At 64.4% G+C, this 22,646-nt stretch carries 20 protein-coding genes; 19 read left to right on the top strand and 1 reads right to left on the bottom strand.

All coding sequences use genetic code 11. The annotated features are described in order from the left end of the window. The first annotated feature begins 6 nt into the window (after window positions 1-6). The 4 genes from AC51BJ_RS05150 (at window position 7) to greA (ending at window position 7,669) form a co-directional block, all read left to right on the top strand. Window positions 7-2,586: a response regulator gene (locus AC51BJ_RS05150; protein WP_430434597.1), complete on the top strand. Its 2,580-nt coding sequence runs from the start codon at window positions 7-9 to the stop codon at window positions 2,584-2,586. 163 nt (window positions 2,587-2,749) lie between these two features. Further along, window positions 2,750-3,892: a glutamine-hydrolyzing carbamoyl-phosphate synthase small subunit gene (gene carA / locus AC51BJ_RS05145; RefSeq protein WP_496279530.1), complete on the top strand. Its 1,143-nt coding sequence runs from the start codon at window positions 2,750-2,752 to the stop codon at window positions 3,890-3,892. Between the two features lie 82 nt (window positions 3,893-3,974). Then, the gene (carB, locus tag AC51BJ_RS05140) at window positions 3,975-7,190 is read left to right on the top strand and encodes a carbamoyl-phosphate synthase large subunit (protein WP_496279529.1); all 3,216 of its coding nucleotides are present in this window, start codon (window positions 3,975-3,977) and stop codon (window positions 7,188-7,190) included. 5 nt (window positions 7,191-7,195) lie between these two features. Beyond that, complete coding sequence (gene greA, locus AC51BJ_RS05135; RefSeq protein WP_020165293.1) at window positions 7,196-7,669, top strand: transcription elongation factor GreA; 474 nt, start codon at window positions 7,196-7,198, stop codon at window positions 7,667-7,669. 15 nt (window positions 7,670-7,684) lie between these two features. On the opposite strand, the gene AC51BJ_RS05130 is transcribed toward greA, so the two are convergent. Further along, window positions 7,685-8,137, bottom strand: a complete 453-nt coding sequence (locus AC51BJ_RS05130) for a YhbY family RNA-binding protein (protein ID WP_430434595.1) — start codon at window positions 8,135-8,137, stop codon at window positions 7,685-7,687. 39 nt (window positions 8,138-8,176) lie between these two features. On the opposite strand from AC51BJ_RS05130, the gene AC51BJ_RS05125 reads away from it, so the two are divergent. From AC51BJ_RS05125 to AC51BJ_RS05055, 15 genes are all read left to right on the top strand, one after another. Beyond that, the gene (locus tag AC51BJ_RS05125) at window positions 8,177-8,809 is read left to right on the top strand and encodes an RlmE family RNA methyltransferase (protein WP_496279528.1); all 633 of its coding nucleotides are present in this window, start codon (window positions 8,177-8,179) and stop codon (window positions 8,807-8,809) included. A gap of 115 nt (window positions 8,810-8,924) precedes the next feature. Further along, window positions 8,925-10,811: an ATP-dependent zinc metalloprotease FtsH gene (ftsH, locus tag AC51BJ_RS05120; RefSeq protein WP_496279527.1), complete on the top strand. Its 1,887-nt coding sequence runs from the start codon at window positions 8,925-8,927 to the stop codon at window positions 10,809-10,811. Window positions 10,812-10,872: 61 nt separating this feature from the next. Next, entirely contained in the window at window positions 10,873-11,715 is an 843-nt protein-coding gene (folP, locus tag AC51BJ_RS05115; RefSeq protein ID WP_496279526.1) for a dihydropteroate synthase, read from the top strand. Window positions 11,716-11,732: 17 nt separating this feature from the next. Further along, window positions 11,733-13,088, top strand: a complete 1,356-nt coding sequence (gene glmM, locus AC51BJ_RS05110; protein ID WP_496279525.1) for a phosphoglucosamine mutase — start codon at window positions 11,733-11,735, stop codon at window positions 13,086-13,088. A gap of 128 nt (window positions 13,089-13,216) precedes the next feature. Further along, a complete protein-coding gene (locus AC51BJ_RS05105; RefSeq protein ID WP_496279584.1) occupies window positions 13,217-14,488 on the top strand; it encodes an O-acetylhomoserine aminocarboxypropyltransferase/cysteine synthase family protein in 1,272 nt (423 codons plus the stop codon). Window positions 14,489-14,602: 114 nt separating this feature from the next. After that, window positions 14,603-15,604 carry a PstS family phosphate ABC transporter substrate-binding protein gene (locus AC51BJ_RS05100; protein ID WP_020165287.1) on the top strand — a complete coding sequence of 334 codons (1,002 nt, stop codon included), beginning with the start codon at window positions 14,603-14,605 and terminating at the stop codon, window positions 15,602-15,604. A 93-nt stretch (window positions 15,605-15,697) separates the two neighbouring features. Further along, complete coding sequence (gene pstC / locus AC51BJ_RS05095; protein ID WP_430434591.1) at window positions 15,698-16,654, top strand: phosphate ABC transporter permease subunit PstC; 957 nt, start codon at window positions 15,698-15,700, stop codon at window positions 16,652-16,654. Between the two features lie 3 nt (window positions 16,655-16,657). Beyond that, window positions 16,658-17,581: a phosphate ABC transporter permease PstA gene (pstA, locus tag AC51BJ_RS05090; RefSeq protein WP_430434590.1), complete on the top strand. Its 924-nt coding sequence runs from the start codon at window positions 16,658-16,660 to the stop codon at window positions 17,579-17,581. Window positions 17,582-17,624: 43 nt separating this feature from the next. Further along, window positions 17,625-18,410 (top strand): phosphate ABC transporter ATP-binding protein PstB, encoded by a 786-nt coding sequence (gene pstB, locus AC51BJ_RS05085; protein ID WP_430434589.1) that lies wholly within the window; start codon window positions 17,625-17,627, stop codon window positions 18,408-18,410. A gap of 213 nt (window positions 18,411-18,623) precedes the next feature. Then, window positions 18,624-19,373 carry a triose-phosphate isomerase gene (gene tpiA / locus AC51BJ_RS05080; protein WP_496279524.1) on the top strand — a complete coding sequence of 250 codons (750 nt, stop codon included), beginning with the start codon at window positions 18,624-18,626 and terminating at the stop codon, window positions 19,371-19,373. Window positions 19,374-19,382: 9 nt separating this feature from the next. After that, on the top strand, window positions 19,383-19,754 hold the full coding sequence (secG, locus tag AC51BJ_RS05075; RefSeq protein WP_019917520.1) for a preprotein translocase subunit SecG: 372 nt from the start codon (window positions 19,383-19,385) through the stop codon (window positions 19,752-19,754). Window positions 19,755-19,901: 147 nt separating this feature from the next. Beyond that, a complete protein-coding gene (locus AC51BJ_RS05070) occupies window positions 19,902-20,258 on the top strand; it encodes an NADH-quinone oxidoreductase subunit A (protein WP_304012448.1) in 357 nt (118 codons plus the stop codon). Window positions 20,259-20,312: 54 nt separating this feature from the next. Further along, window positions 20,313-20,789 carry a NuoB/complex I 20 kDa subunit family protein gene (locus AC51BJ_RS05065; protein WP_008058281.1) on the top strand — a complete coding sequence of 159 codons (477 nt, stop codon included), beginning with the start codon at window positions 20,313-20,315 and terminating at the stop codon, window positions 20,787-20,789. A 5-nt stretch (window positions 20,790-20,794) separates the two neighbouring features. Continuing rightward, window positions 20,795-21,397 (top strand): NADH-quinone oxidoreductase subunit C, encoded by a 603-nt coding sequence (locus AC51BJ_RS05060; RefSeq protein WP_496279523.1) that lies wholly within the window; start codon window positions 20,795-20,797, stop codon window positions 21,395-21,397. Beyond that, complete coding sequence (locus AC51BJ_RS05055; RefSeq protein WP_496279522.1) at window positions 21,390-22,643, top strand: NADH-quinone oxidoreductase subunit D; 1,254 nt, start codon at window positions 21,390-21,392, stop codon at window positions 22,641-22,643. Before AC51BJ_RS05060 ends, AC51BJ_RS05055 begins: the two co-directional genes overlap by 8 nt. Window positions 22,644-22,646: the final 3 nt, after the last annotated feature.

Genomic DNA, 22,646 nt, shown 5'->3' with positions numbered 1-22,646 from the left:
ACATTCATGCACCCAGCGCTGACCACACTGTTGCAACAGATCGGTCTGTCGTCGCTTGACGACAAGACTGTCGGCGCCTGGCTGTCGGCTCGGCCGGAATCTTCGGTGCTGGCCGGCGCGCTGCGCGAGATCGATCGCCTGCTCGAATCGGCAGGCGGAACGGACGCATCGCGCCACGCCTGGCAATGGATACCGTCCAGCGCACACTTCATCGTGTCGGCCGAATGCAGGCAGTCGCTGGGCTACAGCCAGGCCGAATTGCCGGACCTGCTGGCGGTCTGGCGCGACATCCTGCACGAAGACGATGTCGGCAGCTTCGATGCCTGGCTGGAAGACCGTCTGGCGGGTGCAACGGGGCAGCCGGCGATCGATGTGCGGATGCGACGCGTCGATAGCGGCATGGTGTGGATGCGCATCGAAGCAACCGCTACCGAGCGCGACGAGCGCGGCCGCGTGGGCAGCGTGTCCGGACTGATAGGCCAGCTCGATGCGCGCCGTCAGGCCGAGGTCGAACTGCTGCGTGCCAAGGAGAAGGCGGAGGCGGCCAGCCGCGCCAAGAGCGACTTCCTGGCCAATATGAGCCACGAAATCCGCACGCCGATGAACGGCATCATGGGTATGTCGGCGCTGATGCTCGATACCACGCTGGACAGCGAACAGCGCGAATACGTCAATGCGATCAAGACCTCGGCCGATGCGCTGCTGGTCATCATCAACGACATCCTAGATTTCTCGAAGATCGAAGCCGGCAAGCTGGCGATCGAGGAAGTCGAGTGTTCGCCCGGCGAGTTGGTTGGCGAGGCCGCCCGCGGGCTGGCCATCGGTGCCCAGCAGAAGGGGCTGGAGCTGTACTGCCGCATCGCCCCGGATCTGCCGGTTCGCGTGCTCGGCGACCCCGGCCGGCTGCGGCAGATCCTGGTCAATCTGATCGGCAACGCGGTCAAGTTCACCCAGCGCGGCGAGATCGAGGTCGGTTGCGAGGCGGTCGGCATTCCGGCCGCCGCCGGCGCCGAAGCCGAACTGCACCTGTGGGTGCGCGATACCGGTATCGGCATCGACGCCACCAAGCAGGCGCTGGTATTCGAAGCTTTCGCCCAGGCCGATACCTCGACCACGCGCCGCTTCGGCGGCACCGGCCTCGGACTGGCCATCTGCAATCGCCTGGCCACGCTGATGGGTGGCCGGCTGTGGCTGGAGAGCACGCCGGGGCAGGGGTCGACCTTCCATTTCACGATGCGCTGCCGGGTGGTCGAGCAGGCCGGACTGTCGCCCAACTTCCAGCGTTTCAACGGTCTGCGCGTGCTGCTGATCGAGGATCATCCACCGAGCCGCGGCGTGGTGGCCGCGATGCTGGGTGACATGGGTGCGTCAGCGCTGGCCGTCGGCACGGTGCAGGCGGCGCGACAGGCGCTCAAACAGGCGCACGAGAGCGGCCGGCCCTTCGACATCCTGCTGGTCGATCGCACGCTGCCCGACGCCGATGCCTTCGATTTCGTGTCCGGTTTCTGCGAAGGCCCGAACCGGCTGAATCGGGTGGTGATGATGTTCAGTGGTGCCAATCAGGCCGCAGACAACGCGCACGCCCGCACGCTGGGCGTGCGCGGCCGTCTGCACAAGCCGTTCTCGGCCCACGAACTGGCGGCCGCGCTGAGCGAGGCGCTGAGCAGTCGCCCGGACGAGGTGCACGAACTGGATGATTTCGCACTGGCCATCGGCGACCTGGACATCGAGCGCTCGCTGGCGCACGAGGGCTTGGGCGAAAGTCCGAGCCGGCGCGTGCTGCTGGCCGAGGACAATCCGGTCAACCAGCTGGTGGCCGTGCGCACGCTCGAGCGTGCCGGCTACAAGGTAACCGTTGCCAACAACGGGCAGGAAGCGCTGGATCTGCTCGAACGCGAGAACTTCGACGTCGTGCTGATGGACGTGCAGATGCCGGTCATGGGTGGCATCGAAGCCACGCGTGCGATCCGTGCGCGCGAGCAGCGCCGCTCCTGGGTCATCGATACCGACCACGTCGAGCATCTGCCCATCATCGCGATGACCGCCAATGCGATGAAGGGCGACCGCGAACTGTGCCTCGACGAAGGCATGGACGATTACGTGAGCAAGCCGGTCAAGGCCGACGACCTGCTGGCGGCGCTCGAACGGGTGCTGGCGCGACCGGACGACGGCCTGTCGCAGACCGCGATCACCGACGTGAATGGTCTGATGCGCGAACGCCCGGATGCGGCCGATCCGGTCATGGATCTCGAACATACGCTGGCAACGCTGGAAGGCGACCGTGCCATGGTGTTGCGCGTGATCGACGTGTTCCTCGGCGAACTGCCAGAATTGCGTCGCGGACTTGGCGTCTGCGTGCAGGCGCGGGACGGCGACGGGGCGGCGCGCATCTGTCATCGACTGCGCGGCTCGCTGTCGGTTTTCGGCGCTGCCGGTGCCGAGGTGAGCGTGACCCGCCTCGAAGATGCCGCACGCGGCGGCGATCTTTCCGATCTGGCGACGCTGCACAAGGACGCCGACCAGCAACTGTCCCGTCTGGGCGACGCACTTTTCAGTGGCCGAGCGAGCGTGGCTGAGATGGCCTGACCCGGCTGCAGTGCGCCTCTGCGCACCAAAATTGCGCGCCGCACCACCCCGAGGTATAATTCGCACACTCAGCGGGAGACGCCTCGAACGGCGTCTCCCGCTTCGCATATGTGGCGCACGCGCGCGCCGCCGTCCCCCGATCAAGAAATTCAGGAGTTACTACGTGTCCGCCCATGCGCCCGCGCTGCTCGCACTCGCCGATGGATCGGTCTTTCACGGCAAAAGCATAGGGGCGGAAACGGTCACGACCGGCGAAGTGGTGTTCAACACGGCACTCACCGGCTATCAGGAAATCCTGACCGATCCGAGCTATACCCGCCAGATCGTCACGCTGACCTATCCGCACATCGGCAATACCGGCGTCAATGTCGAGGACGTCGAAGCCGGCCGCGTGTTCGCTGCCGGCCTCGTCATCCGCGACCTGCCGCTGCGCTCGTCCAACTTCCGCAGTCATCAGACGCTGGATGCCTACCTGCGCGAGCAGGGCATTCCTGGCATCGCCAATATAGATACCCGCAAGCTCACCCGCCTGCTGCGCGAAAAGGGTGCGCAGAGCGCCTGTCTGATGGCCGGCAAGGTCGACGCCGCCGAAGCGGTGGCCAAGGCGCGCGAATTCGCCGGCCTCGCAGGCATGGACCTGGCCAAGGTGGTCAGCGCGACAGCGCCCTACGAATGGACCGAGGGCGAGTGGCAACTCGGCCGGGGCTTCGTCAAGCCGGACGCCACGCCTTTCCACGTCGTCGCCTACGATTTCGGCGTCAAGCGCAACATCCTGCGCATGCTGGCCAGCCGCGGCTGCCGCCTGACCGTGGTGCCGGCGCAGACGCCGGCTGAGAAGGTGCTGGCGATGAATCCGGACGGCGTGTTCCTGTCCAACGGCCCCGGCGACCCGGAGCCCTGCGACTACGCGATTGCCGCGATCCGCACCTTCCTCGACCGCAGGATTCCGACCTTCGGCATCTGTCTCGGTCACCAGCTGATGGGCTTGGCTGCGGGTGCAAAGACGCTGAAGATGAAGTTCGGCCACCACGGCGCCAACCACCCGGTCAAGGACAACGATTCCGGCCGTGTGCTGATCACCAGCCAGAACCACGGCTTCGCGGTCGATCCGGCCACGCTGCCGGCCAATGTGCGGGTCACCCACGTGTCGCTTTTCGACGGCAGCCTGCAGGGCATGGCCTGGACCGACCGGCCGGCCTTCTGCTTCCAGGGCCACCCGGAAGCCAGCCCCGGCCCGCACGACGTGGCCTACCTGTTTGATCGATTCGTGAAGATGATGGAGGAGGAGCTAGGGAAGAGGGGCTAGGGGCTAGAGAGCATGCGGCGGCGAAGCCGCCGTGATGTTTCCCCCAGTCCCTGATCCCTAGTCCCTGACCCCTCAAAGACAAATGCCCAAACGTACAGACATCCAATCCATCCTGATCATCGGCGCCGGTCCCATCGTGATCGGCCAGGCCTGCGAGTTCGATTACTCCGGCGCCCAGGCCTGCAAGGCGCTGCGTGAAGAGGGTTACCGCGTCGTGCTGGTGAATTCCAACCCGGCCACGATCATGACCGACCCCGGCATGGCCGACGTGACCTACATCGAGCCGATAACCTGGCAGATGGTCGAGAAGATCATCGAAAAGGAACGCCCGGACGCGCTGCTGCCCACCATGGGCGGCCAGACCGCGCTGAACTGCGCGCTCGACCTGGCCCGCCACGGTGTGCTCGACAAGTACAAGGTCGAACTGATCGGCGCCAAGCAGGAAGCGATCGACAAGGCCGAGGACCGCGAGAAGTTCAAGCAGGCGATGACCAAGATCGGCCTCGGTTCGGCCCGTTCCGGCATCGCCCACTCGATGGAAGAGGCGCTGCAGGTGCAGGCCAGCATCGGCTTCCCGGCCATCATCCGCCCGTCCTTCACGATGGGCGGCAGCGGTGGCGGCATCGCCTACAACCACGAGGAATTCGTCGAGATCTGCAAGCGCGGTCTCGAGGCGTCGCCGACCAGCGAACTGCTGATCGAGGAGTCGCTGCTGGGTTGGAAGGAATACGAGATGGAAGTCGTGCGCGACAGCGCCGACAACTGCATCATCGTCTGTTCGATCGAGAACCTCGACCCGATGGGCGTGCACACCGGTGACTCGATCACCGTGGCACCGGCGCAGACGCTGACCGACCGCGAATACCAGATCATGCGCAATGCCTCGATCGCGGTGCTGCGCGAGATCGGCGTCGATACCGGCGGCTCCAACGTGCAGTTCTCGATCAACCCGGCCGACGGCCGCATGATCGTGATCGAAATGAATCCGCGCGTGTCGCGTTCGTCGGCGCTGGCGTCCAAGGCGACCGGCTTCCCGATCGCCAAGATCGCCGCCAAGCTGGCCGTGGGTTTCACGCTGGACGAGCTGAAGAACGACATCACCGGCGGCGCCACGCCGGCGTCCTTCGAGCCGTCGATCGACTACGTGGTCACCAAGATTCCGCGTTTCGCCTTCGAGAAGTTCCCGCAGGCCAACGACCGCCTGACGACGCAGATGAAGTCGGTAGGCGAAGTGATGGCCATGGGCCGCAGCTTCCAGGAATCGATGCAGAAGGCGCTGCGCGGCCTCGAAGTCGGCGTCTATGGCTTCGACGAGATCGAGACCGACCAGGACGAGATGGAGCGCGAACTGGCGCTGCCCGGTCCGCAGCGCATCTGGTACGTCGGCCAGGCCTTCCGCAACGGCATGAGCCTGGACGAGGTGCATCAGCTGACCAAGATCGATCCGTGGTTCCTGGCGCAGATCGAGGACATCATCCTGACCGAGCGCGCCTTCTTCGGTCGCAGCCTGAAGAGCGTCGATGCCGCGACCATGCGCGATCTGAAGCGCAAGGGCTTTGCCGACCGTCGCCTGGCGCGTCTGTTCCAGTGCGACGAAACCGCGCTGCGTCTGCACCGCCAGACCCTCGGCGTGCGTCCGGTGTTCAAGCGGGTCGATACCTGCGCCGCCGAGTTCGCCACCGACACCGCCTACATGTACTCCAGTTATGAAGACGAGTGCGAAGCCAATCCGACCTCGGCACGCAAGATCATGGTGCTGGGCGGCGGTCCGAACCGCATCGGCCAGGGCATCGAATTCGACTACTGCTGCGTGCACGCGGCCCTCGCACTGCGCGAGGACGGGTTCGAAACCATCATGGTCAACTGCAACCCGGAAACCGTGTCGACCGACTACGACACCTCCGATCGCCTCTACTTCGAACCGCTGACGCTGGAAGACGTGCTCGAAATCGTCGCCATCGAAAAGCCGGTCGGGGTCATCGTGCAGTTCGGCGGCCAGACGCCGCTGAAGCTGGCGCGCGACCTGGAGGCCAACGGCGTGCCCATCATCGGCACCACGCCGGACATGATCGACGCAGCGGAGGACCGCGAGCGCTTCCAGAAGCTGCTGAACGACCTCGGCCTGAAGCAGCCGCCCAACCGCACCGCGCGTGCGGAAGACCAGGCGGTGCGCCTGGCGGCCGAAATCGGCTACCCGCTGGTGGTGCGCCCGAGCTACGTGCTGGGCGGCCGCGCGATGGAAATCGTCCATCAGCAGTCCGACCTCGAGCGCTACATGCGCGAGGCGGTCAAGGTGAGCAACGACTCGCCGGTGCTGCTGGACCGTTTCCTGAACGACGCCACCGAAGTGGACGTCGATGCCTTCTCCGATGGCCAGCAGGTGATCATCGGCGGCATCATGGAACACATCGAACAGGCCGGCGTGCACTCTGGCGACTCCGCCTGCTCGCTGCCGCCGTTCTCGCTGACGCCGGAACTGTGCGACGAACTGCGCCGCCAGACCGAACTGATGGCGCGCGGCCTGAACGTGGTCGGCCTGATGAACGTGCAGTTCGCGATCCAGCGCGACGCCTCGGGCGACACCGTGTATGTGCTCGAAGTGAACCCGCGTGCTTCGCGCACCGTGCCCTTCGTGTCCAAAGCCTGCGGCCTGCCGCTGGCCAAGATCGCCGCGCGCTGCATGGCTGGTCGCTCGCTGGCCGACCAGGGCGTGACGCACGAAGTCGTCCCGCCTTACTTCTCGGTCAAGGAAGCGGTGTTCCCCTTCGTGAAATTCCCCGGTGTGGACACCATCCTCGGTCCGGAAATGAAGTCCACCGGCGAAGTGATGGGTGTCGGTCGCACCTTCGGCGAAGCTTTCGTGAAGAGTCAGCTCGCCGCCGGCGTGCGGCTGCCGACCGGCGGTCGCGCCTTCATCTCGGTCAAACCGGCCGACAAGGCCAAGGCGATCGAGGTCGCGCGCGAGCTGCACGAACTGGGCTTTACGTTGGTCGCCACCCGCGGCACCGCGGCAGCCATCGCCGCCGCCGGTTTGCCGGTCACCCCGGTGAACAAGGTGAATGAGGGCCGTCCGCATATCGTGGACATGATCAAAAACGATGAAATCACCTTCATCGTCAATACGGTGGACGAAAAGCGCAGCGCCATCAACGATTCGCGCTCGATCCGCACCAGCGCGCTCGCCAGCCGCGTCACGCTGTTCACCACCGTCGAAGGCGCGCGTGCCGCTTGTGCAGGCATGCGCATTTCCGAACTCGAAACCTATGCGCTGCAGGCCCTGCATGCGCAGATCAACTGAACGATATGAGCGTACCTCTTACCGTCAACGGTGCCGAAAAGCTCAAGGCCGAGCTGCACCGACTGAAAACCGTGGATCGTCCCAACGTCATTGCCGCGATCGCCGAAGCGCGCTCGCACGGCGATCTGTCCGAAAACGCCGAGTACGATGCGGCGAAGGAGCGTCAGGGTTTCATCGAAGGCCGGATTGCCGAAGTCGAAGGCAAGCTTTCGAACGCCCAGATCATCGATCCGAAGGCGCTCGACGCCGACGGCCGCATCGTGTTTGGTGCGACCGTCGATCTGGAAGACGTGGAAGCCGGCAAGCCGGTGACCTACCAGATCGTCGGGGACGACGAGGCAGATCTGAAGGCGGGCATGATTTCGGTGAATTCGCCGATCGCGCGTGCACTGATTGGCAAGTACGCCGGCGACGTAGCCGAAGTGCAGGCCCCGGGCGGCATCCGCGAGTACGAAATCGTGGACGTGCGCTACGTCTGAGCGCAGCGCGGAGGCTCAGCGCGTCGGGCGGGCGCGTGGCCTGAGCGGCTTCGTGCTGTTACGGGCGACGCCGCGGCGATTGGCCACCGGCTTGGCCGGCGCACTGCGCGTCGGCACCGGCTTGCCGGGCTTGGCGGCCGAGGTCTTGGCAGCGCTCTTGCGCACCGGCTTCACCGGTTCGGCCGGCACGTGCAGTTCGGGGTTGGGGCGGTACAGCACCAGGATATTGCCGATGCGCTGCACCGGCGCGGCACCCAGCGTTTCGCAGGTTTCCGCCAGCCAGGCGTCACGCTGTTCACGGTCTGCGTCGAACACGCGTACCTTTATCAGTTCGTGCGACTTGAGCGCCAGTTCGATTTCCTTCAGTACCGCAGCGGTCAAGCCGTTCTGCGCGATCATCACGACCGGCTTCAGCGGGTGGGCTTGCGCGCGCAGCGCGCGGCGTTCATCGGGAGTCAGGGTCAACATGGCGTTCTTCCAGAAAGGCGCGCAAGTCTAAGCTAAGTCATGGCCAAGAACAAAACCAGCCGCCAGTGGGTACACGACCACATCAACGACCCTTATGTAAAGCAGGCGCAGGCGCAGGGCTTTCGCTCGCGTGCCGCGTTCAAGCTGATGCAGATCGACGACAAGGACCGTCTGCTCGGCCCGGGCAAGGTGGTGGTGGACCTCGGCAGCACGCCCGGCGGCTGGTCGCAGGTGGCGTCGAAGAAGGTCGGTGCGGCCGGCAGGGTGGTGGCGATAGACCTGTTGCCGATGGAGCCGGTGCACGGCGTGCATTTCATCCTCGGCGATTTCCGTGCGGACGAGCCGCTGGCCGAACTGGTGGAATCGCTGGAGGGTCGTCGGGTGGACCTTGTTTTGTCCGATATGGCCCCCAACCTCTCCGGAATCGCGGTCACCGATCAGGCGAGATCCATACATCTGCTCGAACTGGCGCTCGAATTCGCACGCGAACACCTCAAGAGCGGCGGTGACATGCTCGTAAAAGTGTTTCAGGGCTCGGGTTTCGACGAGCTCAGACGCGAAATGGAACAACTTTTCACGTCGGTGGCCGTGCGCAAACCCGACAGTTCCCGCGACCGCAGTGCAGAGGTGTATCTTCTGTGTCGTGGCAGGCGTGGAGAGCCTGCCGCGTGACATTCAGGCGCGGGCGCGGAACATACGCGGCCGATTCCGGTCTGTCGGTGGTCGCTTCGTGATGTTGCATTGATCGGACCGGTCAATCCGGTTCCGGGAATACAGAGGAAATGCCTTGAACAACATGTTCAAAAATCTTGCGATCTGGCTTGTGATCGGCATCGTGCTGATGACGGTATTCAACCAGTTCAATCAGCGCCAGGCCACGCAAGGCATGGTCGAGTATTCGGAATTCCTCGAAGAGGTGAAGGCCGGCCGGATCACCAAGGTCGAAATCCAGGGCCGTTCGCTGAACGCCCAGACCGCCGACGGCAAGCGCATCACCTCCTACGCACCGCCGCAGGACATCTGGCTGATCAGCGACCTGCTGAAGAGCAATGTCAAGGTGGTCGCCAAGCCGGAAGAGGAACAGAGCTTCCTGATGAGCATCTTCGTGTCGTGGTTCCCGATGCTGCTGCTGATCGGCGTCTGGATCTTCTTCATGCGCCAGATGCAGGGTGGCGGCCGTGGTGGCGCCTTCTCCTTCGGCAAGTCCAAGGCGCGCATGCTGGACGAGTCCACCAATACCGTCACTTTCGCCGACGTCGCCGGTTGCGACGAGGCGAAGGAAGAGGTGGCTGAACTGGTCGAGTTCCTGCGCGATCCGTCCAAGTTCCAGAAGCTCGGGGGGCGGATTCCGAAGGGCGTGCTGATGGTCGGCTCGCCGGGTACCGGCAAGACACTGCTGGCCAAGGCCATTGCTGGCGAAGCCAAGGTGCCGTTCTTCTCGATTTCGGGTTCCGATTTCGTCGAAATGTTCGTCGGCGTCGGCGCGGCCCGCGTGCGCGATATGTTCGAACAGGCCAAGAAGCAGGCGCCCTGCATCATCTTCATCGATGAAATCGACGCGGTCGGCCGCCAGCGCGGTGCCGGCCTCGGCGGTGGCAATGACGAGCGCGAACAGACGCTGAACCAGCTGCTGGTCGAAATGGACGGCTTCGAAGGCCAGACCGGCATCATCGTTATTGCCGCGACCAACCGTCCGGACGTGCTCGACCCGGCGCTGCTGCGCCCGGGCCGCTTCGACCGTCAGGTTGTGGTGCCGCTGCCGGATATCCGCGGTCGCGAGCAGATCCTCGCCGTGCACATGCGCAAGGTGCCGCTGGCGCCGGACGTCAAGGCCGAAATCATCGCGCGCGGCACGCCCGGTTTCTCCGGCGCTGATCTCGCCAATCTGGTGAACGAAGCGGCGCTGTTTGCTGCGCGCGGCAACAAGCGCGTGGTCGACATGGAGGACTTCGAGCGCGCCAAGGACAAGATCATCATGGGCGCCGAACGACGCACCATGGTGATGGACGAGGAAGAGAAGAAGAACACCGCCTATCACGAGTCCGGCCACGCCATCGTCGGCATGCTGCTGCCCAAGTGCGATCCGGTACACAAGGTCACTATCATCCCGCGCGGCCGCGCGCTGGGCGTGACCATGTCGCTGCCGGAGAAGGACCGTTACAGCTACGACAAGGACTACTGCCTGCAGCTCATTTCGATGATGCTGTCCGGCCGCATCGCCGAAGAGATCTTCATGAACCAGATGACCAACGGCGCCGCCAACGACTTCCAGCGCGCGACCGACCTGGCGCGCCGGATGGTGACCCAGTGGGGCATGTCCGATGCGATGGGCCCGATGGTCTATGGCGAGGAGGAAGGCGAAGTGTTCCTCGGCCGTTCGGTCGCCACGCACCGCAACATGTCGGAAACGACGATGCAGCACGTCGATGCGGAAATCCGCAGCATCATCGACGAGCGCTACGCCGTGGCCCGCAAGCTGCTGGAAGACAACCGCGACAAGGTCGAGGCGATGACCCGGGCACTGCTGGACTTCGAAACCATCGATGCCGACCAGATCGACGACATCATGAACGATCGCCCGGTGCGACCGCCCAAGCCGACCTCGCGTCCGCCCAAGGCCTCGTCGGACGGCGGTGCGCCGGGCGCGGCAGCGAACGCCGCAGCGCCGGCCTGACACCGGCTGCACTTCAACCAACGACCGGAGGCGCTGCCTCCGGTTTTCATTTGTGACGACCATGAACACGACCTTGCACTGCGGCCCTTACCGCCTCTCGCTCGATCGCTCGCTCGTGATGGGCATCATCAACGCCACGCCCGACTCCTTTTCGGGTGACGGCATCGCCTTCGACGTCGGCCGAGCGGTCGCCCAGGCCGAGAAATTCATCGCCGACGGCGCCGACATGCTGGACATCGGCGGCGAATCGACCCGGCCGGGTTCGGACCCGGTGCCGGCGGAGGAGGAAATCCGCCGCGTCGTGCCGGTGATCGAGGCGCTGTCCGGTCTGGGCGTGCCGCTGTCCATCGACACCTGGAAGCCGGAAGTGATGCGGGCGGCACTGGCGGCCGGCGCCACGCTGGTCAATGACATCAACGGCCTGCGCGCACCCGGTGCGGTTGAGGCGGTGGCGGCCACCGATGCGGGCGTCTGCATCATGCACATGCAGGGCACGCCGCAGACCATGCAGAACGATCCCCGTTATGCCGATGTGTGCGCGGAAGTGACTGATTTCCTTCTGCAACAGGCTCGAGCCGCGGAAGATGCCGGCATCGCGCGAGAACGCATCATGCTCGACCCGGGGTTCGGCTTCGGAAAAACCTCCGAACACAACCTGACCCTGCTCAAGGGACTGCGTGCGCTGGCCGATTATGGTTATCCATTGCTCGTCGGTCTGTCGCGCAAGTCGGTGCTGGGGCGGCTGACCGGGCGACCGGTGACCGATCGGGTGGCGGCCAGCGTGGCGGCCGCGCTGGCGTCGGTCGCGCGGGGCGCGCACATGGTGCGCGTGCATGACGTCGCGGCCACCCGCGACGCGATCGCGGTCTGGCAGGTGGCGGGCATTTTCGAACACGGAAGATAGAACAGGAGACGGTGCAGATGTCGAGACGCTATTTCGGTACGGACGGCGTACGCGGTCGGGTCGGTCAGGCCCCGATCACGCCGGATTTCGTGATGCGCCTCGGCTATGCTGCCGGCCGCGCGCTGGTGGCCACCGAGCATCTGCCTGCTGGTGAGCACCCGGCGGTGCTGATCGGCAAGGACACCCGGGTGTCCGGCTACATGCTCGAAGCCGCGCTGGAAGCCGGCTTTGCCGCGGCCGGTGTCGACACCGTGCTGGCCAAGGTGGTGCCCACGCCGGCCGTCGCCTACCTGACCCGCGCGCTGCGCCTGCAGGCTGGCGTCGTGATCAGCGCCTCGCACAACCCCTTCGAGGACAACGGAATCAAGTTCTTCTCCGCCCGCGGCACCAAGCTGCCGGACGAGGTCGAACTGCAGATCGAGGCACTGCTCGACGAACCGATGGGCTGCATGGAATCGTCCCGCCTCGGCAAGGCCCGTCGCATCGAGGACGCGCCCGGTCGCTACATCGAGTTCTGCAAGAGCACCTTCCCGACCGAACTGGACCTGCGCGGCCTGAAGATCGCGCTCGACTGCGCGCACGGCGCCGCCTACAGCATTGCGCCGAAGGTGTTCCACGAACTGGGTGCCGAGGTGGTGACCGTCGGCTGCAGTCCGAACGGCATGAACATCAACGACGGCGTCGGCGCCACGGTACCGAAGTCGCTGTCCGAGGCGGTGCGCTCGACCGGCGCCGACATCGGCATCGCCCTCGACGGCGACGCAGACCGCCTGATGATGTGCGACGCCTCCGGCCGCATCTACGACGGCGACGAACTGCTCTACGTCATTGCTGCCCAGCGCCTGCGCGAAGGGCGGCTGAACGGCGTGGTCGGCACCTTGATGACCAATCTGGCACTCGAGCACGCGCTGAACGAAATGGGCGTCGGTCTGGCGCGCGCCAAGGTGGGCGACCGCTACGTGCTGGAAACGCTGCACCAGCAGGGCTGGCGCCTCGGCGGCGAGAACTCGGGCCACATCATCGATCTCGACCGCCACACCACAGGTGACGGCATCGTCGCGGCGTTGCAGGTGCTGGCCGCGCTGCGTGCGCAGGACATCAGTCTGGAGCAGGCCTGTTCCGGTCTCAAGCTCTACCCGCAGAAGCTGGTAAACGTGAAACTGCGCCCCGGTTTCGACTGGAAAAAGGCGCCCATCATCGACCAGACCCGGATCGAGGTCGAAAGCGAACTGGCGCAGCGTGGCCGCGTGCTGCTGCGTCCGTCGGGCACCGAGCCGCTGCTGCGCGTGATGGTCGAAGGTCAGGATGCCGCCGAAGTCGGCCGGCTGGCCCAGCGCCTGGCGCAGGTGGTCGAGTCGGCGATGGCCGCCTGACCGGCAGACTTCTCCCCCGAATGCCGCCACCGCATCCGCGGGGCGGCATTTTTCTTTGCTGCACCGCTTTTGTGCGTGATGCCGTCCGCGTGTAGATTTCGGCCCTCAACCCGAGGGAGGACATGAACATGCGTTTCGACACGCTCGCCATTCACGCCGGCTATTCGCCCGATCCGACCACCAAGGCGGTGGCGGTGCCGATCTACCAGACCACCAGCTACGCCTTCGACGACACCCAGCACGGGGCCGACCTGTTCGACCTCAAGGTCAAGGGCAACATCTACACCCGCATCATGAACCCGACCAGCGATGTGCTGGAACAGCGCGTCGCCGCGCTGGAGGGCGGCATTGCGGCGCTGGCGCTGGCGTCCGGCCAGGCGGCGATCACCTACGCGATCATGACCATCGCCGAGGCGGGCGACAACATCGTCGCCACGTCGGCGCTCTATGGCGGCACCTACAACCTGTTCGCGCATACGCTGCCGCAATACGGCATCGAGGTGCGTTTCGTCGATGCGGCCGACCCGGCCGCGGCGGCGGCGAAGATCGACGCGCGCACCAAGGCGGTGTTCTGCGAATCGATCGGCAACCCGCTCGGCAACGTCGTCGATTTCGCCGCCTTCGCCAAGGTTGCGCACGAGGGCGGGGTGCCGCTGATCGTCGACAACACCGTGCCGTCGCCCTATCTGACGCGGCCGATCGAGCACGGCGCCGACATCGTCGTGCATTCGCTGACCAAGTACATGGGCGGTCACGGCACCAGCATCGGCGGCATCATCGTCGATGGCGGCCGCTTCCCGTGGGCCGAGCATAAGGTGCGCTTCCGCCGGCTGAACGAGCCGGAAGTGAGCTATCACGGCGTGATCTACACCGAAGCGCTCGGGCCGGCCGCCTACATCGGTCGCGCGCGTACGGTACCGCTGCGCAATATGGGCGCGGCGATCTCGCCGTTCAACAGCTTCCTGATCATGCAGGGGCTGGAGACGCTGGCGCTGCGCATGGACCGGCACTGCGAAAACGCGACTGCGGTCGCCCGTCATCTGCAGTCGCACCCGAAGGTCGAATGGGTCAATTACGCAGGCCTGCCAGACCACCCCAGCCACGGCCTGGTGCAGCGCTACTTCGACGGCAAGGCGTCCGGCCTGCTGACCTTCGGCGTCAAGGGCGGGCGCAACGCTGGTGCGCGCTTCCAGGACGCGCTGAAGCTGATCACCCGGCTGGTCAATATCGGCGACGCCAAATCGCTGGCCTGCCATCCGGCCTCGACCACCCATCGCCAGCTGTCGCCGGACGAACTGAAGCGCGCCGGGGTGTCGGAAGACATGGTCAGACTGTCGATCGGCATCGAGCACATCGACGACATCGTGGAGGACCTGGATCAGGCTCTGCAGGCTGTTTGACGACGGTCATAGGGTGGCTGGATGAATTGTTTCACCTTCACATGGGTGTAACAAAGCATTCATAAACTGCGCTTCGTCGCATCGCAACACGACGCAACCTTACGGAGAGTCCTGATGAACGTACGCAAGATCGCCACCCTGACCGCCGCTGTCGGCGCCCTGTTTGCTTCCGCATCCGCCCTGGCAGCCCCGACGCTGGTCAAGATCGACGGTTCGAGCACCGTTTTCCCGATCACTGAAGCGGTGGCGGAAGAGTTCCAGAAGGCAAAGAAGGGCACCGTCCAGGTGACCGTGGGCATTTCCGGTACCGGCGGCGGTTTCAAGAAGTTCTGCCGCGGCGAGATCGACGTGTCGAACGCCTCGCGTCCCATCCTCGACAAGGAAATGGCTGACTGCAAGGCTGCAGGCATCAAGTACATCGAGCTGCCGGTCGCCTTCGATGCGCTGACGCTGGTGATGAACCCGAAGAACAGCTTCCTGAAGCAGATCACCGCCGCCGAGCTGAAGACCATGTGGGAACCGGCTGCTCAGGGCAAGATCCTGAAGTGGAATCAGGTCAATGCTGCCTGGCCTGACACCGGCCTGAAGCTGTTTGGCCCGGGCGCCGATTCCGGCACCTTCGACTACTTCACCGAAGCCATCGTCGGCAAGTCCAAGTCCAGCCGCGGCGACTTCACCGCGTCGGAAGACGACAACGTGCTGGTGCAGGGCGTGTCGCGTGACGCCGGCGCGCTCGGCTACTTCGGCTTCGCCTACTACGTCGAGAACAAGGACAAGCTGAAGGCGGTGCCGGTGGTCAATCCGAAGACCGGCAAGGCAGTCGAGCCGTCGCTGGAAGCGGTGATCTCGGGCGACTACCAGCCGCTGTCGCGCCCGATCTTCATCTACGTGAATGCCGCTTCGGTCGACAAGCCGGAAGTGAAGGAATTCGTCGAGTTCTACCTGAAGAACGCCGCCGCGCTGACCAAGGAAGTGAAGTACGTGCCGCTGACCGATGCGGACTACAAGCACGCGCTGGAGAACTTCACGAAGAAGAAGACCGGTACGGCCTTCGGCGGTCATTCGGAAGTGGGCGTCAAGGTGTCCGACCTGCTCAAGCGCGATCCGAAGGAGTAAGGATTCCGCTGCAAGGGCCCCGGGTTCGTCCCGGGGCTTTTTGTCATCTTCCGCCCGGCGGTGGATGGCGACCCGTAAAATGAGCGCCCCTACATGACCGCCCACGCCCAGACCATGTCAGCTCCTCCGTCGACTGCGCCCGATGCGGTCAGCGATCGCCTGCGCAAGCGCGCGTCCCGCCACGTGAAGGAAAGGGTGATCGAATTCATCCTGTTCACTGCGGCGTCGATCTCAGTCCTGACGACGATAGCCATCGTCTACATCCTGGTCAGCGAATCGCTGACGCTGTTCGAGCACGTGTCGCTGTGGGATTTCCTGACCGACACGCAATGGACCCCGCTGTTCGACGACGCGCACTACGGCATCATGGTGCTGCTGTCGGGCACGCTCACCAGTTCTTTCGTCGCGCTGGCCGTCGCGCTGCCGCTGGGCACCATCATCGCGATCTACCTGTCCGAATTCGCCTCGTTCCGGACGCGCGAAGTCGCCAAACCCATCCTCGAGCTGCTGGGTGGCGTGCCGACCATCATCTACGGCTATTTCGCGCTGATGGTGGTGACGCCGGCGCTGCAGCACCTGTTCCCTGAACTGCCCGGTTTCAGCCTGCTGTCGGCCGGTCTGGTGATGGGCATCATGATCATCCCCTACGTCAGTTCGCTGTCCGAGGACGCGATGCGCGCGGTGCCGATGAGCCTGCGCGAGGGCTCCTACGCGATGGGTGCGACGCGCCTGCAGACGGCGCTGCGCACCGTGGTGCCGGCGGCGACCTCGGGCATCGCCTCGGCCTACATCCTGGGCATTTCGCGCGCGGTCGGCGAGACGATGATTCTCGCGGTTGCGGCCGGCATGCAGCCCAACCTGACCTTCAATCCGGCCGAGCCGGGTGCAACCATCACCTCCTACATCGTGCAGGTGGCCCTCGGTGACCTGCCGCACGGCTCCATCGGTTACCAGACCATCTTCGCCGCTGGTCTGACGCTGATGCTGATGACCCTGGGCTTCAACCTGCTCGGCTATTACCTGCGCAAGCGCTTCCGCGAGGTCTATTGATCCATGAACCAACAGGACATCCAGGCCATCCGGGCCATCATCGCGCGCCACAAGCGCTGGGACATGCTGTTCGGCCTGCTCGGGCTGCTCGCGCTGATGGTCGGCGTGCTTACGCTGACCGTGCTGTTCGCCGACATGGCGATCAAGGGGGCTGCGCGCATCGACTATGACTTCCTGACCAATTTCCCGTCGCGTCGCGCCGGCAGCGCCGGCATCCTGTCGGCCTGGGTCGGCACGATACTGGTCATGCTGGTGACCGCCTTCTCGGCGGTGCCGCTGGGCGTGGCGGCCGGCATCTATCTGGAAGAGTACGCGCCGAAGAACTGGGTCACCGACATCATCGAAATCAACGTGACCAACCTCGCGGGCGTGCCGTCCATCGTCTATGGCCTGCTGGCGCTGGGGCTGTTCGTGTACAAGTTCGGCTTCGGTCAGTCCATCCTGTCGGCCGGCCTGACGCTGGGCCTGCTCATCCTGCCGGTGGTCATCGTGGCGACGCGCGAATCGATCCGTGCGATTCCGCAGATGGTGCGCGAGGGTGCGTACGCCTGCGGCGCAACGACCTGGCAGACGGTGCGCGATCACATCGTGCCGTATTCGAGCGCCGGCATCCTGACCGGCGTCATCATCGGCATGGCGCGAGCCATTGGCGAAACGGCGCCCATCATCACCATCGGCGCGCTGACCTTCATCGCCTTCCTGCCGCCCGCGCCCTATTCGGAAGTCTTCCCCTATATCAATTTCGAGTGGCTGACGGCGCCTTTCACCGTGATGCCGATCCAGATGTTCAACTGGACTTCGCGCCCGGAAGCAGCCTTCCAGGTCAATGCCGCGGCGGCCGGTTTCATCCTGGTCTTCATGACGCTGGCGATGAATGGCGTCGCGATCTGGCTGCGCTACCGCCTGCGCCGCAACATCAAGTGGTAAGCCGATCGTCCGCACCGCATACAACCTTCAAGAGAATCCGACCATGACCACTGCGATCGATGTGCGCTCCGCTGCCAAGGCCGAAGTCAAGAACCTGAATTTCCACTACGGTGCCTTCCATGCGCTAAAGGGCATCAACATGCCGGTGCATGAAAAGAAGGTGACGGCGCTGATCGGCCCGTCCGGCTGCGGCAAGTCTACGCTGCTGCGCTGTTTCAACCGCATGCACGACCTGTATCCGGGCAACCGCTACGACGGCAAGATCCTGCTGCACCCGGACAACACCAATCTGCTCGACGACAACGTCGATCCGATCGAGGTGCGCATGCGCATCAGCATGGTGTTCCAGAAGCCCAATCCCTTCCCCAAGTCGATTTACGAGAACGTGGCTTACGGCCTGCGTGTGCGTGGCGAGAAGCGTCGCTCGGTGATCGACGAGCGGGTGGAGCAGGCGCTGCGCGGTGCGGCGCTGTGGGACGAAGTGAAGAACCGGCTGAACGAGCTGGGCGCCAATCTGTCCGGCGGTCAGCAGCAGCGCCTGTGCATCGCGCGCGCGCTGGCCACCGACCCGGAGATCATCCTGTTCGACGAGCCGACTTCGGCGCTCGACCCGATCGCCACCGCCAGCATCGAGGAACTGGTGACCGAACTGAAGGACAAGGTGACCATCCTGATCGTCACCCACAACATGCAGCAGGCAGCGCGGGTATCCGACTACACCGCATACATGTACATGGGTGAGCTGGTCGAGTTCGGCCTGACCGACCAGATCTTCATCAAGCCGCAGAAGAAGGAAACCGAGGACTACATCACCGGCCGCTTCGGCTGATGTTCCGATGCGCCCAGCTCCGCGTTGGGCCTCCTGACCTGACAGACAGTCAGCCAGCGTCGGCCCGCCTTGATCCGGACGCATCGGGATTTGCGCGCGGCCCGCGATTCAATAGCAACAGGCCCTAGCCCCGCCGTCTGCCGAGCCCCGGATTTTTGCGCTGCGATGCGCTAGAATCCGGGGTTTTGCTTTTGGCGCGCGAGCGTTTTGGCGATGCGAAAACTGGTCGTAGGCAACTGGAAGATGCATGGCGGGCTGGGCGCCAATGCGGCGCTGCTCGGTGCGCTGCGCGAGGCAGGCGGGCAGGGATGTCCGTCGGCGGTGTGCGTGCCCTTCCCCTATCTGCAGCAGGCGAAGTCGCTGCTCGAAGGTTCGGCCATTGCGTGGGGCGCACAGGATCTGAGCGAGCACGCGGTCGGCGCCTATACCGGAGAAGTGTCCGGTGCGATGCTGAACGACTTCGGATGTCGTTACGTCATCGTCGGTCACTCTGAACGGCGCGCGCTGTTCGGCGATACCGACGAGCGTGTCGCCGCCAAGGTCGACGCGGCGCTCGCAGTCAAGCTGCAGCCCATCCTGTGCGTCGGCGAAACGCTGGACGAACGCGAGGGCGGGGTGACCGAAGCCGTGGTCGAGCGTCAGCTCAAGGCAGTGTTCGAGCGCGGTGGCGCAGCGGCGCTGGCTGCCTGCGTGATTGCCTACGAACCGGTGTGGGCCATCGGCACTGGCAAGACGGCGACACCAGCGCAGGCGCAGGCGGTGCATGCCTTCATCCGCGGGCGACTGGCTGCATGGTGCGGTGCCGACGTCGCCGTGCGCACGACGATTCTTTACGGCGGCAGTGTCAAGCCGCAGAACGCCGCCGAGCTTTTCGGTCAGGCGGATATCGATGGTGGACTTATTGGCGGTGCGTCGCTGGTGGCCGGGGATTTCCTCGCCATCGTGGCCGCTGCAGCATCCTGAGGTGATTTGATGGGTATCGTTTTTTCGCTTGTGCTGTCGGTCCACGTGCTGGTCGGCATCGGTGTCATCGTTCTCGTGCTGCTGCAGCATGGCAAGGGCGCCGACATGGGTGCCGCCTTCGGCAGCGGTGCTTCGGGCAGCCTGTTCGGTTCGTCCGGTTCGGCGAACTTCCTCAGCCGCACGACCGCTGCGCTGGCAGCCGTGTTCTTCTGCACCAGTCTCGCGCTGAGCTATATGGCGACCAATCAGCCGAAGTCGGGTGCCAGTTCGGTCATCGATGCGGCCAAGACTGTCACCGTTCCCGCTACACCTGATGCACCGCAGCAACCGGCTGCAACGCCCGCCCAGCCTGATTCCAAGGCGGCGGATATTCCCAAGTAAGTCCGCATTCATCGTGAAACGCGCTATACTCCGCGCGTTTCACGCTGCAGTGCAACGTGGTGCGCAGCCGATCGGTGGTGCGCCGTGAGCCGGCCCCGGATTACTCCCCGTGCCGCCGGAAATGATTTCACGCATGAATAACCCGTCATGTTGATCGAATACTTTCCGATCCTTCTGTTCATTCTCATCGGCATCGGTTTCGGTTTCGTGCCGATGATCGCCGGCAAGCTGGTCGGCCCCAGCCGCCCGGACCCCGACAAGCTCTCCCCCTACGAGTGTGGCTTCGAAGCGTTCGAAGACACGCGCATGAAGTTCGATGTGCGCTACTACCTCGTGGCCATCCTGTTCATCCTGTTCGACCTGGAAATCGCCTTCCTCTTCCCGTGGGCCATCGTGCTCGAAGAGATCGGCATGTTCGGTTTTGTCGCGATGATGATTTTCCTCGGCATTCTGGTCGTGGGTTTCATCTACGAATGGAAGAAGGGCGCGCTGGACTGGGAGTGATCCTGCCAGGCGGTCGGGCGTCTGCCCAATTAAGTTATTACGACGGATTGATCGATGAGCATTGAAGGCGTTCTTCAGGAAGGCTTCGTCACGACTCAGCTCGACAAGCTGATCAACTGGACCCGCACCGGCTCCTTGTGGCCGATGACCTTCGGTCTGGCTTGCTGTGCTGTCGAGATGATGCAGGCGGGTGCTTCGCGTTACGACCTCGACCGCTTCGGCATCGTGTTTCGCCCCAGCCCCCGGCAGTCCGATCTGATGATCGTGGCCGGCACGCTGTGCAACAAGATGGCGCCGGCGCTGCGTCGCGTCTATGACCAGATGCCCGAGCCGCGCTGGGTGCTGTCGATGGGCTCCTGTGCCAACGGCGGCGGTTACTACCATTACTCCTACTCGGTGGTGCGCGGCTGCGACCGCATCGTGCCGGTCGACGTCTATGTGCCGGGCTGTCCGCCGACGGCCGAGGCGCTGATCTACGGCCTGATGCAGCTGCAGAACAAGATCCGCCGTACCAGCACCATCGCCCGCTGAACGTCATGAGCACACGCATTGAATCCCTGCGCGACGCGCTGACGGCGCAGTTCGGCGACAAGATCCGCACTGCTGCCGTCGAACTGGGCGAGCTGACCATCGAGGTCGGCGCCGACGACTACCACGACATCGCTGTCGCACTGCGCGATCACGCCGATACGCCATTCGAGCAGCTGATCGACCTGTGCGGCCTCGATCTGTCGACGCACGCGACCCGCTCTTCGGGCGCGCGCTACGCGGTCGTGGTGCATCTGATGTCGATCGCCGCCAACCTGCGTCTGCGGCTGCGCACCTTCGTGTCGGACGAGGACTTTCCGGTCATCGCCTCGGTGAACGACGTGTGGCCGGCGGCCAACTGGTTCGAGCGTGAGGCCTTCGACCTGTTCGGCATCATGTTCGCCGGACACGGCGACCTGCGTCGCCTGCTGACCGATTACGGTTTCGTCGGTCACCCCTTCCGCAAGGACTTCCCGATTTCGGGTCACGTCGAAATGCGCTATGACCCGGAAACCAAGCGGGTCATCTACCAGCCGGTCACCATCGCACCGCGCGAAGTCACGCCGCGCGTCGTGCGCGAAGAAAACTACGGGGACGTCGGCCATGGCTGAGATCCGCAACTACACGATGAACTTCGGGCCGCAGCATCCGGCGGCCCACGGCGTGCTGCGCCTGGTGCTCGAACTGGACGGCGAAGTCGTCCAGCGCGCCGACCCGCACATCGGCCTGCTGCATCGCGCGACCGAGAAGCTGGCCGAGACCCGCACCTGGGTGCAGAGCGTGCCCTACATGGACCGTCTCGACTACGTGTCGATGATGTGCAACGAGCACGCCTACTGCATGGCGATCGAGAAGCTGCTGCAGATCGACGTGCCGGAGCGCGCGCAGTACATCCGCGTCATGTTTGACGAAATCACGCGCATCCTCAACCACCTGCTGTGGCTCGGCGCGCACGCGCTCGACGTCGGCGCGATGACGGTGTTCCTGTACGCTTTCCGCGAGCGCGAAGACCTGATGGACGCCTACGAGGCGGTGTCGGGTGCGCGCATGCACGCGGCCTACTACCGTCCGGGCGGCGTCTACCGCGACCTGCCGGATTCGATGCCGCAGTACCAGGCGAACAAGTTCAAGAACGCCGACGCGATCAAGCGGCTGAACGAGAACCGCAGCGGTTCGATGCTCGACTTCCTCGAGGATTTCACCAATCGCTTCCCGCGCTATGTCGACGAGTATGAAACCCTGCTCACCGACAACCGCATCTGGAAGCAGCGTCTGGTCGACATCGGCATCGTGACGCCTGAGCGCGCCAAGGCGCTCGGTTTCACTGGCCCGATGCTGCGTGGTTCGGGCATCGCCTGGGACCTGCGCAAGAAGCAGCCGTATGAAGTGTACGACCGCATGGATTTCGATATCCCGGTCGGCACCAATGGCGACAGCTACGACCGCTACCTGGTCCGCATCGAAGAGATGCGCCAGTCCAACCGCATCATCCGTCAGTGCATCGACTGGCTGCGCAAGAACCCGGGCCCGGTCATCAGCCCCAACCACAAGGTTGCACCGCCGTCGCGCGAAGCGATGAAGGGCAATATGGAAGAGCTGATCCACCACTTCAAGCTGTTCACCGAAGGCATCCACGTGCCGGAAGGCGAGTGCTATGCCGCGGTGGAACACCCGAAGGGCGAGTTCGGCATCTACGCGATGTCGGACGGCGCCAACAAGCCCTACCGCCTGAAGATCCGCGCGCCCGGTTTCGCACACCTGGCGGCGATGGATGAAATGTCCCGCGGACACATGATTTCCGACGTCGTCGCCATCATCGGCACGATGGACATCGTGTTCGGCGAGATTGACCGATAAGCA

Source organism: Methyloversatilis sp. S146-33 (assembly GCF_059552495.1).
Note: the sequence above shows the minus strand (reverse complement) of the source record. Positions and strands in the feature narration are given on the sequence as shown.